20 protein-coding genes are annotated in these 19,624 nt (G+C 72.7%); 10 read left to right on the top strand and 10 right to left on the bottom strand.

Going from position 1 to position 19,624, the window contains the following annotated elements:
* Window positions 1-250 precede the first annotated feature (250 nt).
* From ACQP2P_RS35405 to ACQP2P_RS35395, 3 genes are read right to left on the bottom strand one after another with little or no spacing between them, the layout of a single operon-like run.
* Window positions 251-937: a hypothetical protein gene (locus ACQP2P_RS35405; protein ID WP_433608412.1), complete on the bottom strand. Its 687-nt coding sequence runs from the start codon at window positions 935-937 to the stop codon at window positions 251-253.
* A gap of 8 nt (window positions 938-945) precedes the next feature.
* Window positions 946-1,827 (bottom strand): ABC transporter ATP-binding protein, encoded by an 882-nt coding sequence (locus ACQP2P_RS35400; RefSeq protein WP_433608410.1) that lies wholly within the window; start codon window positions 1,825-1,827, stop codon window positions 946-948.
* The gene (locus ACQP2P_RS35395; RefSeq protein ID WP_433608408.1) at window positions 1,824-2,192 is read right to left on the bottom strand and encodes a GntR family transcriptional regulator; all 369 of its coding nucleotides are present in this window, start codon (window positions 2,190-2,192) and stop codon (window positions 1,824-1,826) included. The genes ACQP2P_RS35400 and ACQP2P_RS35395 overlap by 4 nt, the downstream gene beginning before the upstream one ends.
* An 84-nt stretch (window positions 2,193-2,276) precedes the next feature.
* On the opposite strand from ACQP2P_RS35395, the gene ACQP2P_RS35390 reads away from it, so the two are divergent.
* Together ACQP2P_RS35390 and ACQP2P_RS35385 are read left to right on the top strand one after the other, a co-directional pair.
* Complete coding sequence (locus ACQP2P_RS35390) at window positions 2,277-2,720, top strand: hypothetical protein (protein WP_433608406.1); 444 nt, start codon at window positions 2,277-2,279, stop codon at window positions 2,718-2,720.
* Between the two features lie 39 nt (window positions 2,721-2,759).
* Window positions 2,760-3,149, top strand: a complete 390-nt coding sequence (locus ACQP2P_RS35385) for a ribonuclease domain-containing protein (protein WP_433608404.1) — start codon at window positions 2,760-2,762, stop codon at window positions 3,147-3,149.
* A 69-nt stretch (window positions 3,150-3,218) separates the two neighbouring features.
* On the opposite strand, the gene ACQP2P_RS35380 is transcribed toward ACQP2P_RS35385, so the two are convergent.
* Both ACQP2P_RS35380 and ACQP2P_RS35375 read right to left on the bottom strand, forming a co-directional pair.
* The gene (locus ACQP2P_RS35380) at window positions 3,219-3,398 is read right to left on the bottom strand and encodes a DUF4236 domain-containing protein (protein ID WP_433078112.1); all 180 of its coding nucleotides are present in this window, start codon (window positions 3,396-3,398) and stop codon (window positions 3,219-3,221) included.
* 14 nt (window positions 3,399-3,412) lie between these two features.
* On the bottom strand, window positions 3,413-3,781 hold the full coding sequence (locus tag ACQP2P_RS35375; RefSeq protein WP_433207543.1) for a PH domain-containing protein: 369 nt from the start codon (window positions 3,779-3,781) through the stop codon (window positions 3,413-3,415).
* A gap of 272 nt (window positions 3,782-4,053) precedes the next feature.
* Between ACQP2P_RS35375 and ACQP2P_RS35370 the strand changes: the two genes are divergently transcribed.
* The 6 genes from ACQP2P_RS35370 to ACQP2P_RS35345 are packed head-to-tail and all read left to right on the top strand — an operon-like array spanning window position 4,054 to window position 9,962.
* Complete coding sequence (locus tag ACQP2P_RS35370) at window positions 4,054-5,184, top strand: M20 family metallopeptidase (protein ID WP_433608401.1); 1,131 nt, start codon at window positions 4,054-4,056, stop codon at window positions 5,182-5,184.
* A complete protein-coding gene (locus ACQP2P_RS35365) occupies window positions 5,181-5,996 on the top strand; it encodes a GNAT family N-acetyltransferase (RefSeq protein WP_433608399.1) in 816 nt (271 codons plus the stop codon). Before ACQP2P_RS35370 ends, ACQP2P_RS35365 begins: the two co-directional genes overlap by 4 nt.
* On the top strand, window positions 5,993-7,114 hold the full coding sequence (gene menC / locus ACQP2P_RS35360) for an o-succinylbenzoate synthase (RefSeq protein WP_433608397.1): 1,122 nt from the start codon (window positions 5,993-5,995) through the stop codon (window positions 7,112-7,114). Before ACQP2P_RS35365 ends, menC begins: the two co-directional genes overlap by 4 nt.
* A gap of 48 nt (window positions 7,115-7,162) precedes the next feature.
* Window positions 7,163-8,692, top strand: a complete 1,530-nt coding sequence (locus ACQP2P_RS35355; protein ID WP_433608395.1) for an MFS transporter — start codon at window positions 7,163-7,165, stop codon at window positions 8,690-8,692.
* 8 nt (window positions 8,693-8,700) lie between these two features.
* Window positions 8,701-9,360, top strand: coding sequence for a TetR/AcrR family transcriptional regulator (locus ACQP2P_RS35350; protein ID WP_433608393.1), 660 nt, complete (start codon window positions 8,701-8,703; stop codon window positions 9,358-9,360).
* Window positions 9,357-9,962, top strand: a complete 606-nt coding sequence (locus tag ACQP2P_RS35345) for a DNA-3-methyladenine glycosylase (protein ID WP_433608391.1) — start codon at window positions 9,357-9,359, stop codon at window positions 9,960-9,962. The genes ACQP2P_RS35350 and ACQP2P_RS35345 overlap by 4 nt, the downstream gene beginning before the upstream one ends.
* Before the next feature lie 57 nt (window positions 9,963-10,019).
* Here ACQP2P_RS35345 and ACQP2P_RS35340 read toward each other — a convergent pair whose 3' ends face one another.
* From ACQP2P_RS35340 to ACQP2P_RS35330, 3 genes are read right to left on the bottom strand one after another with little or no spacing between them, the layout of a single operon-like run.
* Window positions 10,020-10,481: a cupin domain-containing protein gene (locus ACQP2P_RS35340; RefSeq protein ID WP_433608389.1), complete on the bottom strand. Its 462-nt coding sequence runs from the start codon at window positions 10,479-10,481 to the stop codon at window positions 10,020-10,022.
* A 12-nt stretch (window positions 10,482-10,493) separates the two neighbouring features.
* On the bottom strand, window positions 10,494-11,624 hold the full coding sequence (locus tag ACQP2P_RS35335) for an Ig-like domain-containing protein (RefSeq protein WP_433608387.1): 1,131 nt from the start codon (window positions 11,622-11,624) through the stop codon (window positions 10,494-10,496).
* Window positions 11,625-11,684: 60 nt separating this feature from the next.
* A complete protein-coding gene (locus ACQP2P_RS35330; RefSeq protein WP_433608385.1) occupies window positions 11,685-12,593 on the bottom strand; it encodes a hypothetical protein in 909 nt (302 codons plus the stop codon).
* Window positions 12,594-12,756: 163 nt separating this feature from the next.
* On the opposite strand from ACQP2P_RS35330, the gene ACQP2P_RS35325 reads away from it, so the two are divergent.
* Window positions 12,757-13,557 carry a C39 family peptidase gene (locus ACQP2P_RS35325; RefSeq protein ID WP_433608383.1) on the top strand — a complete coding sequence of 267 codons (801 nt, stop codon included), beginning with the start codon at window positions 12,757-12,759 and terminating at the stop codon, window positions 13,555-13,557.
* 96 nt (window positions 13,558-13,653) lie between these two features.
* Here the strand turns inward: ACQP2P_RS35325 and ACQP2P_RS35320 are convergent, their stop codons facing one another.
* The gene (locus ACQP2P_RS35320) at window positions 13,654-15,714 is read right to left on the bottom strand and encodes a transglycosylase domain-containing protein (RefSeq protein ID WP_433608381.1); all 2,061 of its coding nucleotides are present in this window, start codon (window positions 15,712-15,714) and stop codon (window positions 13,654-13,656) included.
* 178 nt (window positions 15,715-15,892) lie between these two features.
* Between ACQP2P_RS35320 and asnB the strand changes: the two genes are divergently transcribed.
* Window positions 15,893-17,785 carry an asparagine synthase (glutamine-hydrolyzing) gene (gene asnB / locus ACQP2P_RS35315; RefSeq protein WP_433608379.1) on the top strand — a complete coding sequence of 631 codons (1,893 nt, stop codon included), beginning with the start codon at window positions 15,893-15,895 and terminating at the stop codon, window positions 17,783-17,785.
* On the opposite strand, the gene recQ is transcribed toward asnB, so the two are convergent.
* Window positions 17,739-19,559 (bottom strand): DNA helicase RecQ, encoded by a 1,821-nt coding sequence (gene recQ, locus ACQP2P_RS35310; protein WP_433608377.1) that lies wholly within the window; start codon window positions 19,557-19,559, stop codon window positions 17,739-17,741. The two genes, asnB and recQ, sit on opposite strands and share 47 nt — an antisense overlap.
* Between the last annotated feature and the right edge of the window lie 65 nt (window positions 19,560-19,624).

Below are 19,624 nucleotides of genomic sequence, written 5' to 3'. Positions count from 1 at the left end.
ACGCGCCCACGTTCCTGTGCACCGGCCTTCCGTGCGCCGGCTTCTTCCGTGGGCCGGCTTTCTTGTGCACCGGTCTTTCGCGCGCCGGCCTTCCACGCGCCGGCTCCTTCCGTGGGCCGGCTTTCTTGTGCACCGGTCTTCCGCACACCGGCCTTCTTGTGTGCCGGCCTTCCATGCGCCGGCTTTCTCCGTGCGCAGGCTTTCCGTGCGGCGCCTTCGCGGTGGCTTGAGCCGGGGCGGGGCCGGGCGATCAGGGCGTCGCGCGGCGCAGGGCCAGCCAGGAGCCGCCGGCCAGGAGCAGCACGAGCAGCAGGGGCCATCCCACCGCGAGCGCGACCACGCTCGTGTGCGTCAGCCAGTGGCCGACCGCCGGCCACGCCTCGTAGTGGCCGATCAGGGCCGCGGTGCCGCCGAACAGGAGCATCAGCACGGTCACGGCGCTGAGCAGGCCGGTGGCGCGCCAGCGCAGGTACAGGGCGCCGGCCGTCGTGCCGGCCAGGGTCATCGCGAGCATGGGCACGGCGTAGACGAGGAACTGCACCGGGATCGAGTGCCGGTCGACGAAGCCGAGGCCGAAGAAGTGCAGGCGCATGCCCCAGCCGCCGGTCGCGTGCTCGATGGACTGCAGGATGACGAGGAGGGTGGAGTACACGACGACCTGGACGAGGCCGAAGAGGCTCAGGCCCGCGACGAACTCGCGGCGGGTCACGCTCAGGCCCAGGGCGAACGGGAAGTGCTGGTTCACGGCCACGGCGCCGAAGGCCAGCGCCGCGACGTAGATGCTCGCCAGGGCGCCCGTGACCGGGTCGGCCCCCATGGCGTCGGAGGGGATGGCGGCGAACATGACGACGTTCACGGTGAAGGCGATGGCGAGGATGGCGACCGGCCACACCAGCGCGTCGCGGCGGCCGAGGGCGTGCAGGCGTGCGACTGACACGATGCGGTTCACGACGCGGGCTCCTTGGCGGCGGTGGCGGTGGTGATGCGGACGACCAGCTGCTGCAGCGACACGGCCTGGAGCTCGACGCCGGCGGCGCGGGCCTCGTTCGCCTCGACCCGGCCGCGGATCGTGGCGCGGGTCAGCGGGCCGAGGCGCTCGCGGTGCAGTTCGTCGGCGTTGGCGGTCAGGGTGTCGACGGCGCCGGCCGGGCCGGTCAGGGTCATGACCTGGCCGCGCAGGGACTCGGCGCTCTCGTCGAGCACCAGGCGGCCGCGCTCGAGGAGCAGCACGTGCTCGATCAGGTCGCTGACCTCGTCGATGAGGTGGGTGGAGAGCACGACCGTGCGCGGGAACTGCGCGTAGTCGGCGAGCAGGCGGTCGTAGAAGAGCTGCCGGGCGACCGCGTCCAGGCCGAGGTACGGCTCGTCGAAGAAGGTCAGGGGAGCGCGCGCGGCCAGGCCCAGGGTCACGCCGAGGGCGGAGAGCTGGCCGCGGGAGAGCTTCTTGACCACGCGCCGCTCCGGCAGGCCGAAGTCGTGCACGAGGGCGCGGGCGAAGGGCTCGTCCCAGTGCGGGAACAGCAGCCGTCCGGCCGCGAGCGCGTCGCGGACGCGGAAGTTGTCCGGGTACCGCTGGCTCTCCTTCACGAACGCGATCCCGGCGAGGACCTTCGCGTTCTCGTAGGGCCGGCCGCCGAGCACCTCGAGGGTGCCCGAGGAGGGGATCTGCTGGCCGGTGAGGACCTGCATGAGGGTGGTTTTGCCGGCGCCGTTGCGGCCCAGCAGCCCGTAGATGCCGTTGCGCCGCAGCTCGAAGCCGACCCCGTCGAGGGCGGCGACGCCATGGAAGCGCTTGGTCAGGCCCTCGGCGCGCACCATCGCGCTCATCGGTGCATCCCCTTCGCGAGGTGCTGCTCGATCATGGACGTGAGCTCGTGGCCGTCGATGCCGAGCTTCGCCGCCTCGGCGAGCAGGGGCTCGACGTACTGCTCCGCGAACTGGTCCCGGCGGCGCTGCCGCAGCCGGGTCTGCGCGCCGGGGGAGACGAACATCCCGATGCCTCGCTTCTTGTAGAGGGTGCCGTCGTCGACGAGCTGGTTGACGCCCTTGGCGGCGGTGGCCGGGTTGATGCGGTGGAAGGCGGCGAGCTCGTTCGTCGAGGGCACCTGGGACTCCTCGGGCAGGCTGCCGTCGATGATCGAGGTTTCGATCTGCTCCGCGATCTGCAGGAAGATCGGCCGCCCTTCCTCCATCAGTCACCCATGTTCGTTGGTTCATTACTCATGTAACTAACCATGCAACCGACGAACCGCGATGTCAAGCGCTATGTTGCTGACATGACGACAGTGGGCTTCGGGCCGAAGATGGCGTGGCTGGCGGTGGCGGCCGAGCCGGCGGATGTGATGGACGCGCTGGAACTGCGCGACCTGGGGGAGGTCGAGCCGCGCACCGGTCTCGACCTCGCGCACTTCACCGACGACCGGGTGGTGGTCGCGGTCGTGGACAAGTGGTGCCTGGTGGCGGGGAAGTGGCTGTTCGGCTGGAACGGCATCGCGGCGCTGTCGATGCGGCTCGGGGCCGAGGTGCAGTACTTCGCGACCGACCGCAGCCTGGTCATGCACCGCTGGGCGCGGGCCGACGGCGCGGACGTGACCGTCTCCGACGAGGACGCGCTCATCGACGAGCAGGACGTGTTCCGCACGGCCGCGCAGTGGAGCGTGGACCCGCGGTCGCTGCCGGTGGCGTCGGTACATATCGCGGCGGTCCCTGTTCACAAGTAATCTACCGCGCGCCGACATTTACGAGCGACGATGTCGGCCATGACGAAGATGCTGAGCCGTCTCGCCGTGGCCATCGTCCTGCTGACCGGGTTGCTCGTCGCGCCGGCGACCGCCGCCGACGCGTCGGTCTACTCCTCGTGCACCATCTCGGGCTGCGCCGAGGCGCGCACGGCCCGCTCGGGGTGGGCGAGCCTGGGCTTCCCGACCACGCGGGCCTGGTACGCCTGGCCCTACGGCAAGTACAACTACGCCGGTGGCCAGTACTACAACCGCGAGGGTGAGCTGCCCTCGGGCGCGACCTACTACGAGTACGACGTGATCGCCCGCAACAAGGGCGCGGCGCGCGACGCGAAGCGCATCATCATCAACCGCAGCACCGGGGTCACCTGGTACTCCCCGAACCACTACACGGACTTCTACCGCCTGTAGGGGGGCCAGGAAGGGGGTGGGTGCGGTCCGTGAAGGCCGCACCCACGACGATCGGAGGGAGCGGGAAGCTCAGCTCCGCTTGCCCTTGCTGCGCCACGAGAAGGGGCCGGGCAGGTCGTAGCGGTGGGCGCGCGTGCGCGAGTTCCACGACCACTTCCCGATCTTGATGCTCCAGGAGGAGAAGCCCTTGGGCGTGAAGTTCAGCACCAGCGGGCCGATGCGCAAGGCCTTGCGGAACAGGATCGGCAACTCGTCCTCCGGCGTTATCGGGCGGCGTAATGCAGGATCACGTTGTGGATGTGCTGCGTCTTCTCGACGCCGCGAACGTCCACTTCGTACGTATGCGTGCCGACGTGCACGGCGATGGTACCGCTGCTGAAAAAGCTGCCCGCCCATGACTTGTTGCTCACCACGGAGACGGCCGTCACCTTCCCGTAGGGAATCGACGTGATCGCCACCCGCTTGCCCACGAACGAGCGGTCCTGCATGATGACCCGCTTGTCGGTCAGGCCGATGAAGCCGGTGCCCACGCCGACGGCGTCGTAGACGGCGATGATGGTCTCTCCCGGCAGCAGTCCGGATGCGATCTGCTCGTACTGTTCCCGACGGTCGTATTTCGCCTGCTGCGCCATGACCTCAAGATAGTCGGCGGCTTCAACCCGCCTTGCCGTCCATCGTTTCGGCCCGGCCCGGGCCGAATGCGCGACCCGTCGTGACGGCGCAATTGCTATAGGTTGCTCTCAATCTACCGTGGCGGCCACGGTGCGAGTCCGGCTGCTCGGACCGGTCGATGTGCTGGTCGGCGCCGCGCCGCCGAACGCGGCCGCCGGCGGCCGGCGGCGCGGAGATCCTCGGCGGCGGTGCGAGCCATGCTTCCGGGCGACTACCCCGCTACGGTGAGGGGATGACGGCGCTGGACACCTTACGGGCGGAACTGTCGGCCGCCGCCCCGCGGATGCGAGACGACCTGGCCGAGCTGATCGGCGTCGAGTCCCCGTCGTCCGATCCCGACGCCCTGGCCCGCAGCGCCGACGTGGTCGCCGCGCTCGGCCACCGCCTGCTGGGCGCGGCCCCCGAGCGCATCGTCGTGGCCGACCGCCCGCACCTGCGCTGGCGCTTCGGCGGCGGGCCGGCCCGGGTCGTGCTCGTCGGGCACCACGACACCGTCTGGCCGCGCGGCACCCTGGCCCGCTGGCCGTTCAGCGTCGACGGCGACCGCGCCACCGGCCCGGGCGTCGTGGACATGAAGGGCGGCCTGGTGATCCTGTTCCACGCCCTCGCCGCCTGCGCGGACCTCGACGGCGTGGCGGTGGTCGTCAACGCCGACGAGGAGATCGGCTCGCCGACCTCGGCCGCGCTCATCCAGGACACCGCCCGCGGCGCGGCCGGCGCGCTGGTGCTGGAGGGCAGCTCGCACGGCCGGCTCAAGGTCGCCCGCAAGGGCATCGCGCACTACACGGTGCGGGTCACCGGCCGCGCCGCGCACGCCGGCAACGCCCCGCACCTCGGCATCAACGCCGGCGTGGAGCTCTCCCACCAGATCCTGCGCATCGTGGAGCTCAACGCCCCCGAGCGCGGCACCACCGTCACGCCGACCGACGCGGTCGCGGGCACCACGAGCAACACGGTGCCGGCCGCCGCCCGGGTCAGCGTCGACGTGCGCTCCTTCGACCCCGAGGAGCTGCGCCGGGTCGACGCGGCCCTGCGCGCCCTCGAGCCCGTGCTGCCGGGCGCGGAGCTCGAGGTGGAGCTGGGCCCGGCCCGCCCGGCGATGCCGGAGACGGCCGCGACCGAGCTGTTCGCGCTGGCCCAGCGGCTCACCGCGCGGCTGACGGGGCAGATCGCGGTCGGCGAGGCGGTCGGCGGCGGCTCGGACGGCAACCTCACCGCCGGCGTCGGCGTGCGGACCCTCGACGGGCTGGGCGCGATCGGCGGCAACGCCCACGCCGAGGGGGAGTGGATCCAGCTGTCCAGCATGCCGGAGCGGGCCGCGCTCGTGAGCACGCTGGCGGCGAGCATCGGGCGCTGCGAGTGAGCGCTCGGGCCGACGCCGAGGCCGCCGCCGGCCGCGTCGGGGTGCGGGTGCGCGAGCTCGCCACGACCGCCGAGCTGGCCGGGTGCTCCCGGCTGCTGCAGCGCGTGTGGCGGGCGGAGCACCCGGCCGAGATCGCGTCGCCGTCGATGCTGCGCACGTGGGTCCACTCCGGCAACTACGTGTCCGGCGCCTACCGCGGCGACGTGCTGGTCGGGGCCGCGGTCGGGTTCCTCGGGCTCGACGGCGAGCACGTCCACCTGCACTCGCACCTGGCCGGCGTCGAGCGCGGCGGGCACGGCCACGGCGTCGGCTACGCCCTCAAGCTGCATCAGCGCGCCTGGACGCTGGAGCGCGGGCTGGCGGAGGTGCACTGGACGTACGACCCCCTGATCCTGCGCAACGCGTACTTCAACCTGCGCAAGCTCGGCGCGGCCGCGGTCGGGTACCTGCCCGAGTTCTACGGCGCGATGACCGACGGCATCAACAGCGGCGACCTCACCGACCGGATCCTCGTGGTGTGGCGGCTGGACCGGCCGCCGGGCCCCGCGGCGGCCCCGGACGCCGGGGCCGCCGTGCCGCTGGTCTCCCGCACGGCGGACGGCCGCCCCGAGGCCCACGACGCGCCGGCGTGCGCGGCCGTACTGTCCGTAGCGGTCCCCACCGACGCCGAGGGCCTGCGCGCGGCGGACCGGCAGGCGGCTCTGGCCTGGCGGGTCGCGGTGCGCGACGCGCTCATGGACCGGCTCGCGGCCGGCTACCGCATCACCGCCGTGACCCGTGACGGCCGCTACCTGCTGGAGCGTGCGGCATGACCGGACGGCTCCAGGGGCTCGAGCTGCGGCGGGTGGCGATGCCGCTCGTGTCGCCGTTTCGCACCTCGTTCGGCACCGAGCACGAGCGCGACGTGCTGCTCGTGCGCGCGGTCACGGCCGAGGCCGAGGGCTGGGGCGAGTGCGTCGCGCTGTCCGGGCCGCTCTACTCGCCGGAGTACGTCGACGGCGCCCAGGCGTTCATCAAGCGGTACCTCATCCCGCTCCTGCGCCGCTTCGACGGCCACGTGTACGCCCTTGAGCCGCTCTTCGAGCCGCTCAAGGGCCACCCGATGGCCAAGGCTGCGGTGCAGACGGCCGTGCTCGACGCGCAGCTGCGCGCGGCCGCCCTGCCGCTGGGGGCCTTCCTGGGCGCGACGAAGCAGCGCGTCCCGGCCGGCGTCTCGGTCGGCATCATGGACTCGGTCCCGGCGCTGCTCGACGCGGTCGCGGGCTACCTCGCCGCCGGGTACCTGCGGATCAAGCTCAAGATCGAGCCCGGCTGGGACGTCGAGCCGGTCCGGGCCGTGCGGGAGCGCTTCGGCGACGACGTGCTGCTGCAGGTCGACGCGAACACCGCGTACACCCTGACCGACGCCGAGCACCTGGCCCGGCTGGACCCGTTCGGGCTGCTGCTCATCGAGCAGCCGCTGCCGGAGGACGACATCCGCGGGCACGCCCGGCTGGCCACGATGATCCGCACCCCGATCTGCCTCGACGAGTCGATCGTCAGCGCGCGGGCCGCGGCCGACGCGATCGCCCTGAACGCCTGCCGGATCGTGAACATCAAGCCGGGCCGGGTCGGCGGCTACCTGGAGGCCCGCCGCATCCATGACGTGTGCGCGGCCAACGGGGTCGCGGTGTGGGCCGGCGGGATGCTCGAGACCGGCCTCGGGCGGGCCGCGAACGTGGCGCTCGCCGCGCTGCCCGGGTTCACGCTGCCGGGGGACACCTCGGCGTCGGACCGCTACTACGCCCAGGACATCACCGAGCCGTTCGTGCTGCAGGACGGTCACGTGGCCGTGCCGGCCGGCCCCGGCATCGGCGTCGAGCCGCTGCGCGACGTCCTCGACAGTGTGACGACCGAGACAGAGTGGCATAACTTTACAGGCGTTAGCTGACGGCTATAACCTTACGGGCGTTAGCAAACGTCTGTAAGGGAGTCCGTCATGTCCGAGTACCCGCGTCGCTGGGCCGCTCTCGCGGTGCTCAGCCTGACGCTCGTCGCCGTCACCCTCGACAACTCCGTGCTCAACACCGCGCTGCCGTCGCTCGCCCACGCGCTGCGGGCCGGCACCGCCGACCTGCAGTGGATCACCGACGCGTACACCCTCGTCTTCGCCTCCGCCCTGATCCTCGCCGGCAGCCTGGGCGCCCGGCTCGGCTCCCGCAACGCCCTGCTCGGCGGGCTCGTCGTCTTCGGCGGCGGCTCCGCGGTCGCGGCCCTGTCGGACTCGCCCGGGCAGCTCATCGCCTGGCGCGCGGTGATGGGCCTCGGCGCCGCGTTCGTCATGCCGGCGACCCTCGCGATCATCACCCGCATCTTCCCCGCCCACGAACGGCCGAAGGCCTTCGGCGCCTGGTCCGCCGCGGCCGGCATCGGCGTGCTCGTCGGCCCCGTCACCGGCGGCGCCCTGCTCGAGCACTACTCGTGGAGCAGCGCCTTCTGGATCAACGTCCCGCTCGTCGCCTTCGCCGTCGCGGCCGTCCTCGCGGTCGTGCCCGCCGTCCCCGCCGTGCGCGGCGGCCGCCTCGACGTGCCCGGCGCGGTGCTGTCCACCGCGGCGGTCGCGGCCCTGGTCGACGCCGTCATCCAGGCCCCCACGCGCGGCTGGACCGGCGCCGGCACGCTCGCCGAGTTCGCCGCCGCCGCCGTCCTCGCCCTGGTCTTCGTGCTGTGGCAGCGCCGGGCCGCGTTCCCCCTCGTGCGGCTCGACCTGTTCACCAACCGCACCTTCGCCGTGGCCGCGCTCTCCCTCGCCGTGGTGTTCTTCGTGCTCTTCGGGACGCTGTTCGAGCTGTCGCAGTACCTGCAGCTGGTGCACGGCTACAGCCCGCTCGTGGCCGGCCTCGGCGCGATGCCGTTCGCCGCGGCCATGGCCGCGACCTCGGCCACCTCGCCGCTCGTCACCCCCCGGCTCGGCACCCGCGGGACCCTCGCGCTCGGGCTGTTGCTGGTCACCGCCGGCCTGCTGGCGCTCGCCACCACGGGCGTGCACACCGAGTTCTGGAGGATCGCCGCCGGCACCGCCGTCATCGGCCTCGGCATGGGCATGATGATGGCCCCGGCCGGCCTGCAGATCAGCGGCTCCGTCCCGCCCGCGTTCGCCTCCATGGCCAGCGCCCTCAACAGCGTGATCCGGGAGCTGGGCGGCGTGCTGGGCATCGCGGTCCTCGGCACCGTGGTCTCCTCCGCCTACCGTTCCTCCGTGGCCACCGGCTCCCCGGCCGGTCTGGACCTGGGACCCGCCGGCACCGACCTGCCCACGGCCCACCGGTTCGCCGCGACCCTGCCCGCCCCGGCCGCGCAGCACGTGATCGCCGTCGCGGACCACGCCTTCACCCACGCCATGTCCCGCGGCGCCCTCATCGCCGCCGGGATCTCGCTGCTGATGGCCCTGACCGTGCTGATCGTCCGCCCGCGCCGGGTGGCCCCGGACGAGGTCCGCTCGCCGGAGCTCGTCGCGCGGACGGCATGATGAACGGTATGAAGTCGGACTCCGCGGGTTCGGCCGGTGGCGGCCGGACCCGCAACCGGCGCGGCGAGGGGGCCCTGCTGCGCGACGAGATCGTGGCCGCGGCCGAGCGCCTGCTCGAGCGCGAGGGCAACGAGGACGCGCTGACCCTGCGCTCCGTCGCCCGCGAGGCCGGGATCTCGGCGCCGTCGATCTACACCCACTTCGCCGACCGCGACGCGATCCTCGACGCGGTGCTGAACATCGCCTTCGAGCGCCTGCGGCTGCACGTGCTCGACGCCGCCGAGGGCGTGAGCGACCCGGTGGAGCGGCTGCTGGCGGGCTGCCATGCGTATGCCGACTTCGGCATGCAGGACCCCGCCCGCTACCGGGTCCTCTTCGGCCGCCGGCGCGCGGAGCGCCCCCGGGTGGACCGCGCCACCGACGTGACCGACCTGCCGGCGGTGTGGCAGGACCGCCTGGAGGCCTTCTCGGTCCTCGTCGAGGGCATCCGCGAGTGCGTGGCCGCCGGCCGCTCGAGCAGCACCGACCCGTTCGCCGACGCCTCGACCCTGTGGACCTCGCTGCACGGCGCGATCGTCATGCGCCAGTTCGTCCCCGGCTTCCCGCTGCCGCCGCTGGACCGGACGGTCGACGACCTCGTCCGGCGCATCGGCCTGATCACCTCGTGAGCCTCGCCGACGCCCTCACCGCCCCGGTCGAGCAGGCCGCGCGGGCCCTGCTCGGCTGCCGGCTCACCGCCGGCGGGGTGACGGTCCGGCTGACCGAGGTCGAGGCGTACTCCGGCACCGGCGAGGACCCCGCCTCCCACGCCCACCGCGGCCGGACCCCGCGCAACGCCATCATGTTCGGCCCGGCCGGCTACGCCTACGTCTACTTCACCTACGGCATGCACTACTGCATGAACGTCGTCACGGGCACCGAGGGCACCGCGTCGGCCGTGCTTCTGCGCGCCGGCGAGATCGTCGGCGGCGTGGACGTGGCCCGCGGCCGCCGCCCCGCCGCCCGCACGGACGCCGACCTGGCCCGCGGCCCGGCCCGGCTGTGCAGCGCACTCGCGATCGGCCGCGACTTCTACGGCACCTACCTGCTCGACGGCCTGCTGAGCGCCCCGGCCGCCCCGGTCGGCGAGATCTCCGCCGGCCCGCGCGTCGGCGTGACCGGCGCCCACGACGTGCCGTGGCGCTTCTGGCTGACCGGGGACCCGACGGTGAGCGAGTACCGCCGCCACGTTCCGAAACTGCCGAGACTGCCGAGACTGCCCCGGGCGTGACGCAGGCCCGGACCGCCGGCGGTCCGGGCCTGCCGTGTCACGCTTGGGTTCCCGTGGTCACCAGGTGGGTTCCCGGGTCGCGACCCGGTCCTCGTCGGGGAGGCGGATCGCGGTGGACTGGGGCGGGCGCGCGTACTCGGCGTCGCTCACCTGCTCGCCCCACTCGGTGCCGGGCCCGTCCGGGTCCGTCTCGTGGGTCGACACCACCGCGACGAACGTGGTCGGGGCGGCGCCGTGCCAGTGCCACTCGCCCGCGGCGACCACGACCGTGTCGCCCGCCCGGACCTCGTGGACCGGGCCGCCCCGGCGCTGGACGCGGCCGATGCCGTGCAGCACGTGCAGGACGCGGCCGTACGGGCAGCGGTGCCAGGCCGTGCGCGCGCCCGGGTTGAACTGGGCGTGGAACGTGGCCAGGCGGGACGGCTCCAGGGCGACGACGTCGCGGCCGATCCAGGCGACTCCCGAATACCGCTGCTGCGGCGCCGGACGGCTCGTGCTGGGTGCGCGGATGACCTCCATGCCGGGCTCCCCTCAGGCTTTCGTGTACTCGGACCAGGGCAGGTCCCACGCCGTCCAGCCGTCGCCGGGGTCGAGACCGACCTCGGTGCCGCGGGTGACGACCGGGTCGCCGACGAGGACCTGCTCGTAGAGCCACCGGGCGTTGTCGGTGGACACGTTGGTGCAGCCGTGCGAGACGTTGCGCTTGCCCTGGTCGGAGACGGACCAGGGGGCGGCGTGGATGTACTGCCCGCCCCAGGTGAGGCGCATCGCGTACTGCACGGTCGTGGTGTACTCCGGCGTCTTGAACAACGCCGTCGGCTCGCGGGACATGATCACCGTGGTGCCGCTCGACGTCGGGGTCGACGCCTTGCCGAGGCTCACGGGCATGCTGCGCACGACGGCGTCGTTCACCGACACCTGCATCGTCTTGGTGCTGTTGTCGATGTCGATCGTGAGCTTGCGGCCGATCGTGACGGTCGCGCTGAGGTCCTCGTCGGCGTGCCCGTTGCCGATGGCGACCCCGTTGAGGGCCTTGCGGGCCGTGATCTTCGTGCCGGGCTGCCAGTAGTGCTCGGGCCGGAACATCACCTGCCGCCCGCCGAACCAGTGCCACGCCCCCGGCTGCGGCGGGTCGCTCGTCACGAACAGGCGCTGCTGGACGGCCGCGCGGTCCTGCTGCGGTACGTCGGAACCGAACTCGACCACGATCGGCATGCCGACGCCGTAGGTCCCGCCGTTGGTGAGCATCAGGTCGCTCGTCACGGCCGAGCCGGACGGTTTCGCGGCCGTGTGGAAGGTCGTCACCTGGGTGACCGGGTGGTTGTCGGCACCGACGGCGGTCACCTTCGCGGTGTACGAGGTGTCGTACCGCAGGGACGCCGCCGGCACCCAGGTGGACCCGTCATCGCGGGGCGCCCCCGGGATCGGTTGTCCCGCGGCGTCCGCGAGCGACACCGAGGTGATCTTGCCGTCGGTGACGCTGGTGCCGATCTCGGCGCTGATCGGCACCGCGCCCGCACCCGACGCCGGTGTGATGCTCAGTGCCGCCGGCTTGAGCGGCGGCGGCTTCGGCTTCGCGGCGGCCTTCGGCGGGTCGCCGTGGCAGGCGGTCAGCCCGGCGGCCGCGAGCGCCAGGGCCGCAACAGTAGTTCGTGTGCGCATGCGGGCATCGTGCGACCCGGCCGGGCGAGACCGCTTGGCCTTCGGGGTGATATCAAGGGCTCACATGGTCGCGTCGGCGATCTGCGTGGCGAGGTCCTCCCACTTCGCGTACGCGTCCGGGAACGCCGAGCCCTGCACCATCTGGGCCGCGACGGTCACCGCGTAGTCGCCCCAGCCGGGGATGCGCGTCAGCGCCGAGTAGAACCGCCGCGCGGACTCGTGCGGGTCCATGAGCTGGTCGACGGAGCCCCAGTTCGGCCGCTGCTGGAACAGCCCGACGGAGTCGTAGTCGTAGCCGACGCCCTGGTTCGGGTGGCCCAGCGAGGCCGGGACGTTCGGGTTGGCCAGGTTGCGCAGGTGGCTCTCCTGCAGCGCGGTGGCGAGCGCGACGATGGCCGCGCGCTTGGGCAGGTTCTCGCGCTTGGCCACGTCGACGATCGCGATGGCGTTGTCCATCTCGGCGCGGCTGAGCCCGCCCACGGGGGCGACGACGGCCGGTGCCGTCGGCGTCGGGATGGGCTTCGGCGCTTCCGCGCGCTGCTCGCCGCGGGACGCCTTCGACGGCTCGGCCCGCGCGGTGGTGACCTGGGCCGCCTGCGCCTGCGGCGGTGGCTGCGCGGGCCCCGAGCCGCGGCCGGACATGACGGCGATGAGCGCGAGGGCGGCGAGCGAGGCCGCGATGCCGGCCCGGATCGGCTGCTTCGGCTCCCAGAACGGCGGCATGACCCGGCGCTGCGGCGCGCCGAGGCCGGGAATGGCCGCGGCCGCGGCCGTGATGCCGGAGCGGACCGGCTGCGTGCGCTCCCAGAGTTGTCGTGTCGGCTCCCAGAGCTGCGTCCGCTCCCAGGACGGCGCCGTCGCCCGGACCTCCGGTCGGCCCGGCGACTGCCCGGCGTGGCGGAACCGGCGGGTCCGAAGGTGACGCGGACCGCTCGTGAGCTGTTGATTTTCGTCTTGGCCGGCGAGCATGGGGCGAGACTAGGACCGGGTCGAGCAGAGGGTGATTTCAGGGATGAAATTCGGCGCCCGGGCGAGCTGCCCCGAGGCGCCCGAGCCCTGGGCGAGTGGCCCGCTGGCCGTCTCACCCAGGGGGTGAGACGGCCTTTGAGCGGCGCATTTAGGTTCGTTCCCCGTGTCGTACCTCTACCGATCCCGTCATGCGCAACGCATCCTCAGAGCGCGGCGGCTGCCGGTCGCGGTGACGTCGGCGGTTGTCGCGCTGGCGGCCGGCCTCGGCGTCGTGGCCGCCTCGAACGCATCTGTGCCGAGTGCGCCTCCCGCCGCCGCGGCCGAAGCCGTGGTGCCCCGGGAAAGCCCGTCGAAGGCCGACCGCGCCAAACGCCCGACCCCGGCCCCGACCCAATCCCAAACCCAGGCCCAGACGCAGACCCAGACCTCGGCGCCGGCCGCGCCCGTGGCCCCCGCCCAGCTGGACCTGCGGTACCAGTTCGCCTGGCAGGAGAACTACTACTTCTGCGGCCCGGCGGCGACCCGGATCGCCCTGACGGCCCGCAACCTGTTCCCGTCCCAGTCCCAGGTCGCGCAGGCCCTGGGCACGACGGAGAACGGCACGAACTCGTCGGATGACACGACGCGGGCCCTGAACGCGTACACCGGCAGCAACTTCTACACCGCCCACTTCATCCGCGGCCAGTCCGCGTCGGCGGCCGACACGGCGGAGCTGAAGCAGTCGGTCGTGCACGCGATCAGCCAAGGCTACGCCGTGGTCGCGAACATCTCCGGGTCCACAGTGGACGATGCTGGGCACAGCCACGCGTACCCGGGCGGCCACTACCTGACGATCGTCGGCTACTCCAGCAACGGCGACACCGTGCGGATCGCGGATCCGGCGGACGCGCTGGGCGTGGGCTCGTACACCCTGAGCATCCAGCGGATGGCCGACTGGATCGCCTTGCGCGGCTACGCGGCGTAGTAGCGTTCCGGCTACGACGGACAGGCCCGGTGGCCTCGCGGGGCTGTATCGCGCGCAGGCCATCGGCTCCGGCCACGCGCGCAGGCCCGGCGCGGGTTACGTGCCGAGGGCTCGCGCGCGCGACGGGGCCGGGAAAGCCTGCGCCGGCTGGCCCCGCAGCGCCGCGACCATGGTCAAGGCCACCGCCTGGTTCACGGCGCTCGACACGCCCCCGCCCACGTAGTCGTTCGGGTTGTCCGCGTTCACCGCGATCCCCGCCGCCGCGACCTGCGGTGTGAAGCCGGCGAAGGTCTCGGTCGCGTTGTTCTCGGAGCTGCCCGTCTTGCCCGCCACCGGGCGGCCGCCCAAGATCCCGGAGACGTTCTCCGCGGTGCCGCCGTCGCACTTGCCGTAGGCCGAGCCGCGGCCCACCGGGCAGCGCGCCGCGTCCGTCGCCGCCGCGGCCACGTCCGGGTCGACGACCTGGCGGCACTCGGGCGAGCCGGCGTCCAGCGACACCCCGTCGGGGTCCTTGATCGACAGGACGGGCAGCGGGGCGCAGTAGAGGCCGCCCGCCGCCACCGCGGCGTACGCGTTGGCCAGGTCCAGCGGCGTCGTCTGCGCCACGCCCAGGGTGAAAGATCCCCATTTATCGGCATTCGCGGCCAGGCTCTGATCCAGCTGCCCGCGGAACTTGATGCCCAGCCGCTGCGCCATGTCCACCGCCCGCCGCGCGCCGATGCGCTGCTCCAGCCACACGAAGTACGTGTTCACCGACCGGCCGAACCCGTTCCACATCGTGCGGTCCCCGTCCATCCACGACGGGGTGTCGTTGGCGGGGCACCAGTGGCCGCCGCAGCTGGCCGAGGCGCTGCCCGGCCAGATGGTCGTCAGGCGGGCCGGGGCGTTGAAGTGGGTGTTCAAGGGCAGGCCGCCGTCGAGCGCGGCCAGCATCGTGAACATCTTGAACGTCGAGCCCGCCTGGTAGCCCTCCACCCCGGCGCCGCCCGCGATCAGCTGGTTGACGGTGTTCTCCCGGCCCGGCGCCAGGCTGTAGTGCCGGTTCACCGCCATGGCCAGGATGCGGCCGCTGCCGGGCGTCACGACGGCCAGCGGGAGCGAGCGCGCGTTGCCGTAGCCGTAGACGCCGAGGGACTGGCTCATCGCCGCGGACTGCACGTTCGGGTCCAGCGACGTGACGATCGTGTACCCGCCCGTGCGCAGCCGCTCGTCGCGCTCGGCCGGGGTCGTGCCGAACTCGGGGCGCTCGTTCCACCACTCGCGGAAGTAGTCGCAGAAGAAGCCCCAGTCGTTGTGCTCCTGGGGCACCCCGGTGCAGTCGTTGGGCGGCCGCAGCTCGGTCAGGTGCAGGTCCGCCGTCGCGGCCGCCGCGGCGTCCTGGGCGGAGATCGTGTGCATCTTCGCCATCGAGGCCAGGGTGTACTCGCGGCGGTTCATGGCCGCCGTCCGGTCCCCGGTGAGCGGGTTGTCGATGTCGGGGGACTGCAGCAGACCGGCGAGCATGGCGGCCTCGGGCAGGGTCAGGTCGGCCGGGGACTTGCCGAAGTACGTCTGCGCGGCCGACGCGATGCCGTACGCCCCCGCGCCGAAGTAGGCGATGTTCAGGTACCGCCGCAGAATCTCGGCCTTCGAGAACTTCTTCTCGATCGCCTGCGCGTACCGCATCTCGCGCACCTTGCGCGCCGGGGTGTCGGAGAGGGCGTCGACGTGCTGCTGCGGCGTGAGGCCCGGGTCGTTCTTCAGGACGTTGCGGACGTACTGCATGGTCAGCGTCGAGGCCCCCTGCTGCGCCCCGCCGCGGCTGTTGGACACGAACGCGCGCGCCACGCCGCGGATGTCGACGCCGTGATGCTGGTAGAAGCGCGCGTCCTCGGCGGCGACGACGGCCTGTGCCATCACCGGGGCGATCTCGTCGAGCGCGACGTCGCGCCGGTTCTCGTCGTAGAACGCGGTGATGAGCGTCTTGCCGTCGTTCGCGTACACGTAGGAGGTCTGCGCGGCCCGGGGCGTCGCCAGCTGCGTCGGCAGCGACTCCCACGTGTCGCCGCCGGCCTTGGCCGCACCGCCGCCGGCGATCGCGACGGGCAGGGCCGCGGCCGCGAGCACCACCCCGCCGAGCACTCCGCACACCAGCAGCCGCACAACCCTCAGGAGCATGGCGCGCGGCTACCCGGCGCCCGGACCGCTAACCGCCCCGATGGTCAGATCACCCCGCGCCGCCCGTTGTGGCCGGGAAACGCCCAGGTTACCCCGGTCGCCGAGCCCGGGGGAGTCGTGGGATGGACGGCCCGGCATCGGCCCCGGGGCGGGCCCGGGCGGTGATCGGCTGACTGGTATGTGCGGCTTCCTGATGTACACCACCAACGACATCATCACCGCGGCGACCCTCGGCGCGATGGAGCGCCGGCTCGCCCTGCTCGAGCACCGGGGCCCCGACGACCTGGCCCTGGAGCGGCTCGGCCCCGGCACGGCCGCCGGGTTCGCGCGTCTGGCCGTCATCGACCGGCAGGGCAGCCGCCAGCCGCTGCGCTACGCCGACCGCTGGACGCTCGTGTTCAACGGCGAGGTCTACAACTTCGAGGCGCTGCGCGAGGAGCTGATCCGCGACCACGGCGCCACGTTCGCGACCGACGGCGACACCGAGGTGGTCGCGGCCGCGTTCCACGTCTGGGGCGAGGCCGCCCTGGACCGGCTGCGCGGCATGTTCGCGTTCGCGCTGTGGGACGAGGAGACGGACACGCTCTACGCGGCGCGCGACCCGTTCGGGATCAAGCCGCTCTACTACGTGGTGACCCGCGACGGCGTCTGGCTCGCCAGCGAGAAGGCGCCGCTGCTGGACTGCGCCGCCGAGGACCTCGATCCGACCGCGGTGTCGCTGTACCTCACGATGCAGTACGTCCCCGAGCCGTACACCCTCCATCGCGACATCGCCCGGCTGCCCGCCGGCGCCCTGCTGACCAAGCAGCTCGGCCGCGCCCCGGAGATCCGCCGCTGGAACCGCCCCGCGTTCCGCCCCGACCCGGCCGCCGAGGAGGCCGCCGTCGTCGCCGACCTGCGCGAGGCCCTGCGCGACAGCGTCAAGGCGCACATGCGCGCCGACGTCCCGGTGGGCGCGTTCCTGTCCAGCGGCATCGACTCGACCGCGATCGTCGCCCTGGCCGCCGAGCACCATCCGCACCTGCGGGCGTTCACCGCCGGCTTCGAGGCCGGCAACGACGAGGTCGAGATCGCCGAGCGCTCGGCCCGCGAGCTCGGCGTGGAGCTGATCCCGTCGATCGTGAGCCCGGCCGACGTCATGGAGGCGCTGCCGCGGATCGTCTGGCACCTGGGCGACCCGGTCGCGGACCCGTCGATCGTGCCGCTGTACTTCCTGTGCCGCACCGCCGCCGAGCACGTCACGGTCGTCCTGTCGGGCGAGGGGGCGGACGAGCTCGCCGGCGGCTACGCGATCTACCGCGAGCCGCAGTCCCTCGCGCCCGTCTCCCGCCGGGGCCCGTCGATCCAGCGGGCGCTGCGGCGGGTGGCCCGGGCGATGCCGGAGGGGATGCGCGGCAAGAGTTACCTGGAGCGGGCGACAACGCCACTGCGCCGGCGGTACTTCGGCAACGCCCGCATCCTCTCCGACGCCGAACGGTCCCGCCTGCTGCGCGGCGCCCCCGCGGTCGGGCACGCGCACGTGACCGCGGCGCTCTACGCGGAGGTCGAGGACCTGGACCCGGCGACGACCATGCAGCACATCGACCTCAACACCTGGCTGCCCGGCGACATCCTGACCAAGGCCGACCGCATGTCGATGGCGCACTCGCTGGAGCTGCGCGTGCCCTACCTGGATCGCCGGGTCTTCGAGGTGCTCTCGGCGCTGCCCCCGCACCTGAAGCTCCCGCGCAAGGGCAACACGACGAAGTACGCGCTGCGCCAAGCGGCCGAGGGCATCGTGCCGGCCTTCATCAAGGACCGCCCGAAGCTCGGCTTCCCGACTCCAGCCAAGGCCTGGCTGCGCTCGGAGCTCAACGAGTGGGCCCACCACGTGCTGTCCACGTCCGGCGCGAAGGCGCTGCTGGACCTCGACTACGCCCACGACCTGCTCAAGGCGCACGAGCGCGGCCAGGCCGACCACGCGCGGAAGCTCTGGATCGTCCTGAGCTTCTGCCTCTGGCACAGCATCTTCGTCGAGGGGACGGTCAGTCCAGCTCCGCTAGGGCGTCCAGGATCTGCTGCCCGAACTTAGCCAGCTTGTTCTCCCCGACACCGTTCACGGCCGACAGCTGCGCCAGCGTCCGCGGCCGGCTCGTGGCGATCTGCCGGAGGGTGGCGTCGTGGAAGATGACGTAGGCGGGCACGGACTGCTCCTTGGCTGTCGCCGCCCGCCAGGCCCGCAGGTGCTCGAACACGGGCGTCGCCGCGGCGGGCAGGGCGGCCGCCGCGTCCTGGCGTGCCGTCTTCGCGGTCTTGGCGGCCGAGATCGCGCGTTCGGGTTCGCGGCGCATCATGACCGTGCGGCGGCGGCCCAGCACCTCGGCGCTGCTCTCCGTCAGCACCAGGGTGCCGTAGTCGCCCTCGACGGACAGCAGGCGCTGCGCCAGCAGCTGCCGGATCACGGCCCGCCACTCGTTGTCGCGCAGGTCGGTGCCGACGCCGAACACGCTCAGCTCGTCGTGGTGCCACTGCACGACCTTGTCGGTCTTCTTGCCGAGCAGGATGTCGATGCACTGGCCGGCACCGAACTTCTGCCCCCGCTCCCGCTCGAGCCGGTAGACGGTCGAGAGCAGCTTCTGCGCCGCGATCGTGCCGTCCCACGACTCGGGCGGGGCCAGGCACGTGTCGCAGTTGTCGCAGGGCTTGCCGAGCTCCTGGCCGAAATATGCCAGGAGCTGCCCGCGCCGGCACTCGACGGTCTCGCACAGCGCCAGCATCGCGTCGAGGTGCCGGCCGAGGTTGCGGCGGTGGGCGGCGTCGCCCTCGGAGGTGTCGATCATCTTGCGCTGCTGCACGACGTCCTGCAGGCCGTAGGCCAGCCAGGCGACCGACGGCTCCCCGTCGCGCCCGGCCCGGCCCGTCTCCTGGTAGTAGCCCTCGATGGACTTCGGCAGGTCGAGGTGGGCGACGAACCGGACGTCGGGCTTGTCGATGCCCATCCCGAACGCGATGGTCGCGACCATGACGAGCCCGTCCTCGCGCAGGAACCGGTCCTGGTTGGTGGCGCGGGTCCGGGCGTCGAGGCCGGCGTGGTAGGGCAGGGCGGGGATGCCGTTGTCCTTGAGGAACTCGGCGATCTTCTCTACCGAGTTGCGGGACAGGCAGTAGACGATCCCGGCCTCGCCGCGGTGCTCCCCGCGCAGGAACTCCAGCAGCTGCCGCCGCGGGTCCTGCTTGGCCACGATGCGGTATTGGATGTTGGGCCGGTCGAAGCTCGACACGAAGTGCCGGGCCTCGTCGAGGCCGAGCCGGGTCGCGATCTCCTTGTGCGTGGCGCTGGTCGCGGTCGCGGTCAGCGCGATGCGCGGCACGTCCGGCCAGCGCTCGTGCAGCATCGACAGGTTGAGGTAGTCGGGGCGGAAGTCGTGGCCCCACTGCGAGACGCAGTGCGCCTCGTCGATCGCGAAGAGCCCGATCTTGCCGCGGTCCAGCAGCCGCATGGTGCTCTGCGAGGCGAGGGCCTCGGGGGCGAGGTAGAGCAGGTCGAGCTCCCCGCCGGCGAACTCGGCCTCGACCGTGCGGCGGGTGTCGAAGTCGAGGGTGGAGTTGATGAACCCGGCCCGCACGCCCAGCTCCCGCAGCGTGTCGACCTGGTTCTGCATGAGCGCGATGAGCGGGGAGATCACGACCGCCGTGCCCGGCCGGACGATGGCCGGGATCTGGTAGCACAGCGACTTGCCGCCGCCCGTCGGCATGAGGACGAGGGCGTCGCCGCCCGCGATCACGTGCTCGATGATCTCCTGCTGGCTGCCCCGGAACGCGTCGTAACCGAACACCCTGCGTAGAACATCGAGTGCACTCTCCATGGCCGCGATTCTACGGACCACCACCGACAAAACGGCGGCGGCCGATCCGCCCGGTGACGGATCGG

This window comes from Dactylosporangium sp. CA-139114 (assembly GCF_050955725.1).
GTDB lineage: Bacteria > Actinomycetota > Actinomycetes > Mycobacteriales > Micromonosporaceae > Dactylosporangium.
This window is presented reverse-complemented; position numbering and strand designations above follow the sequence as displayed.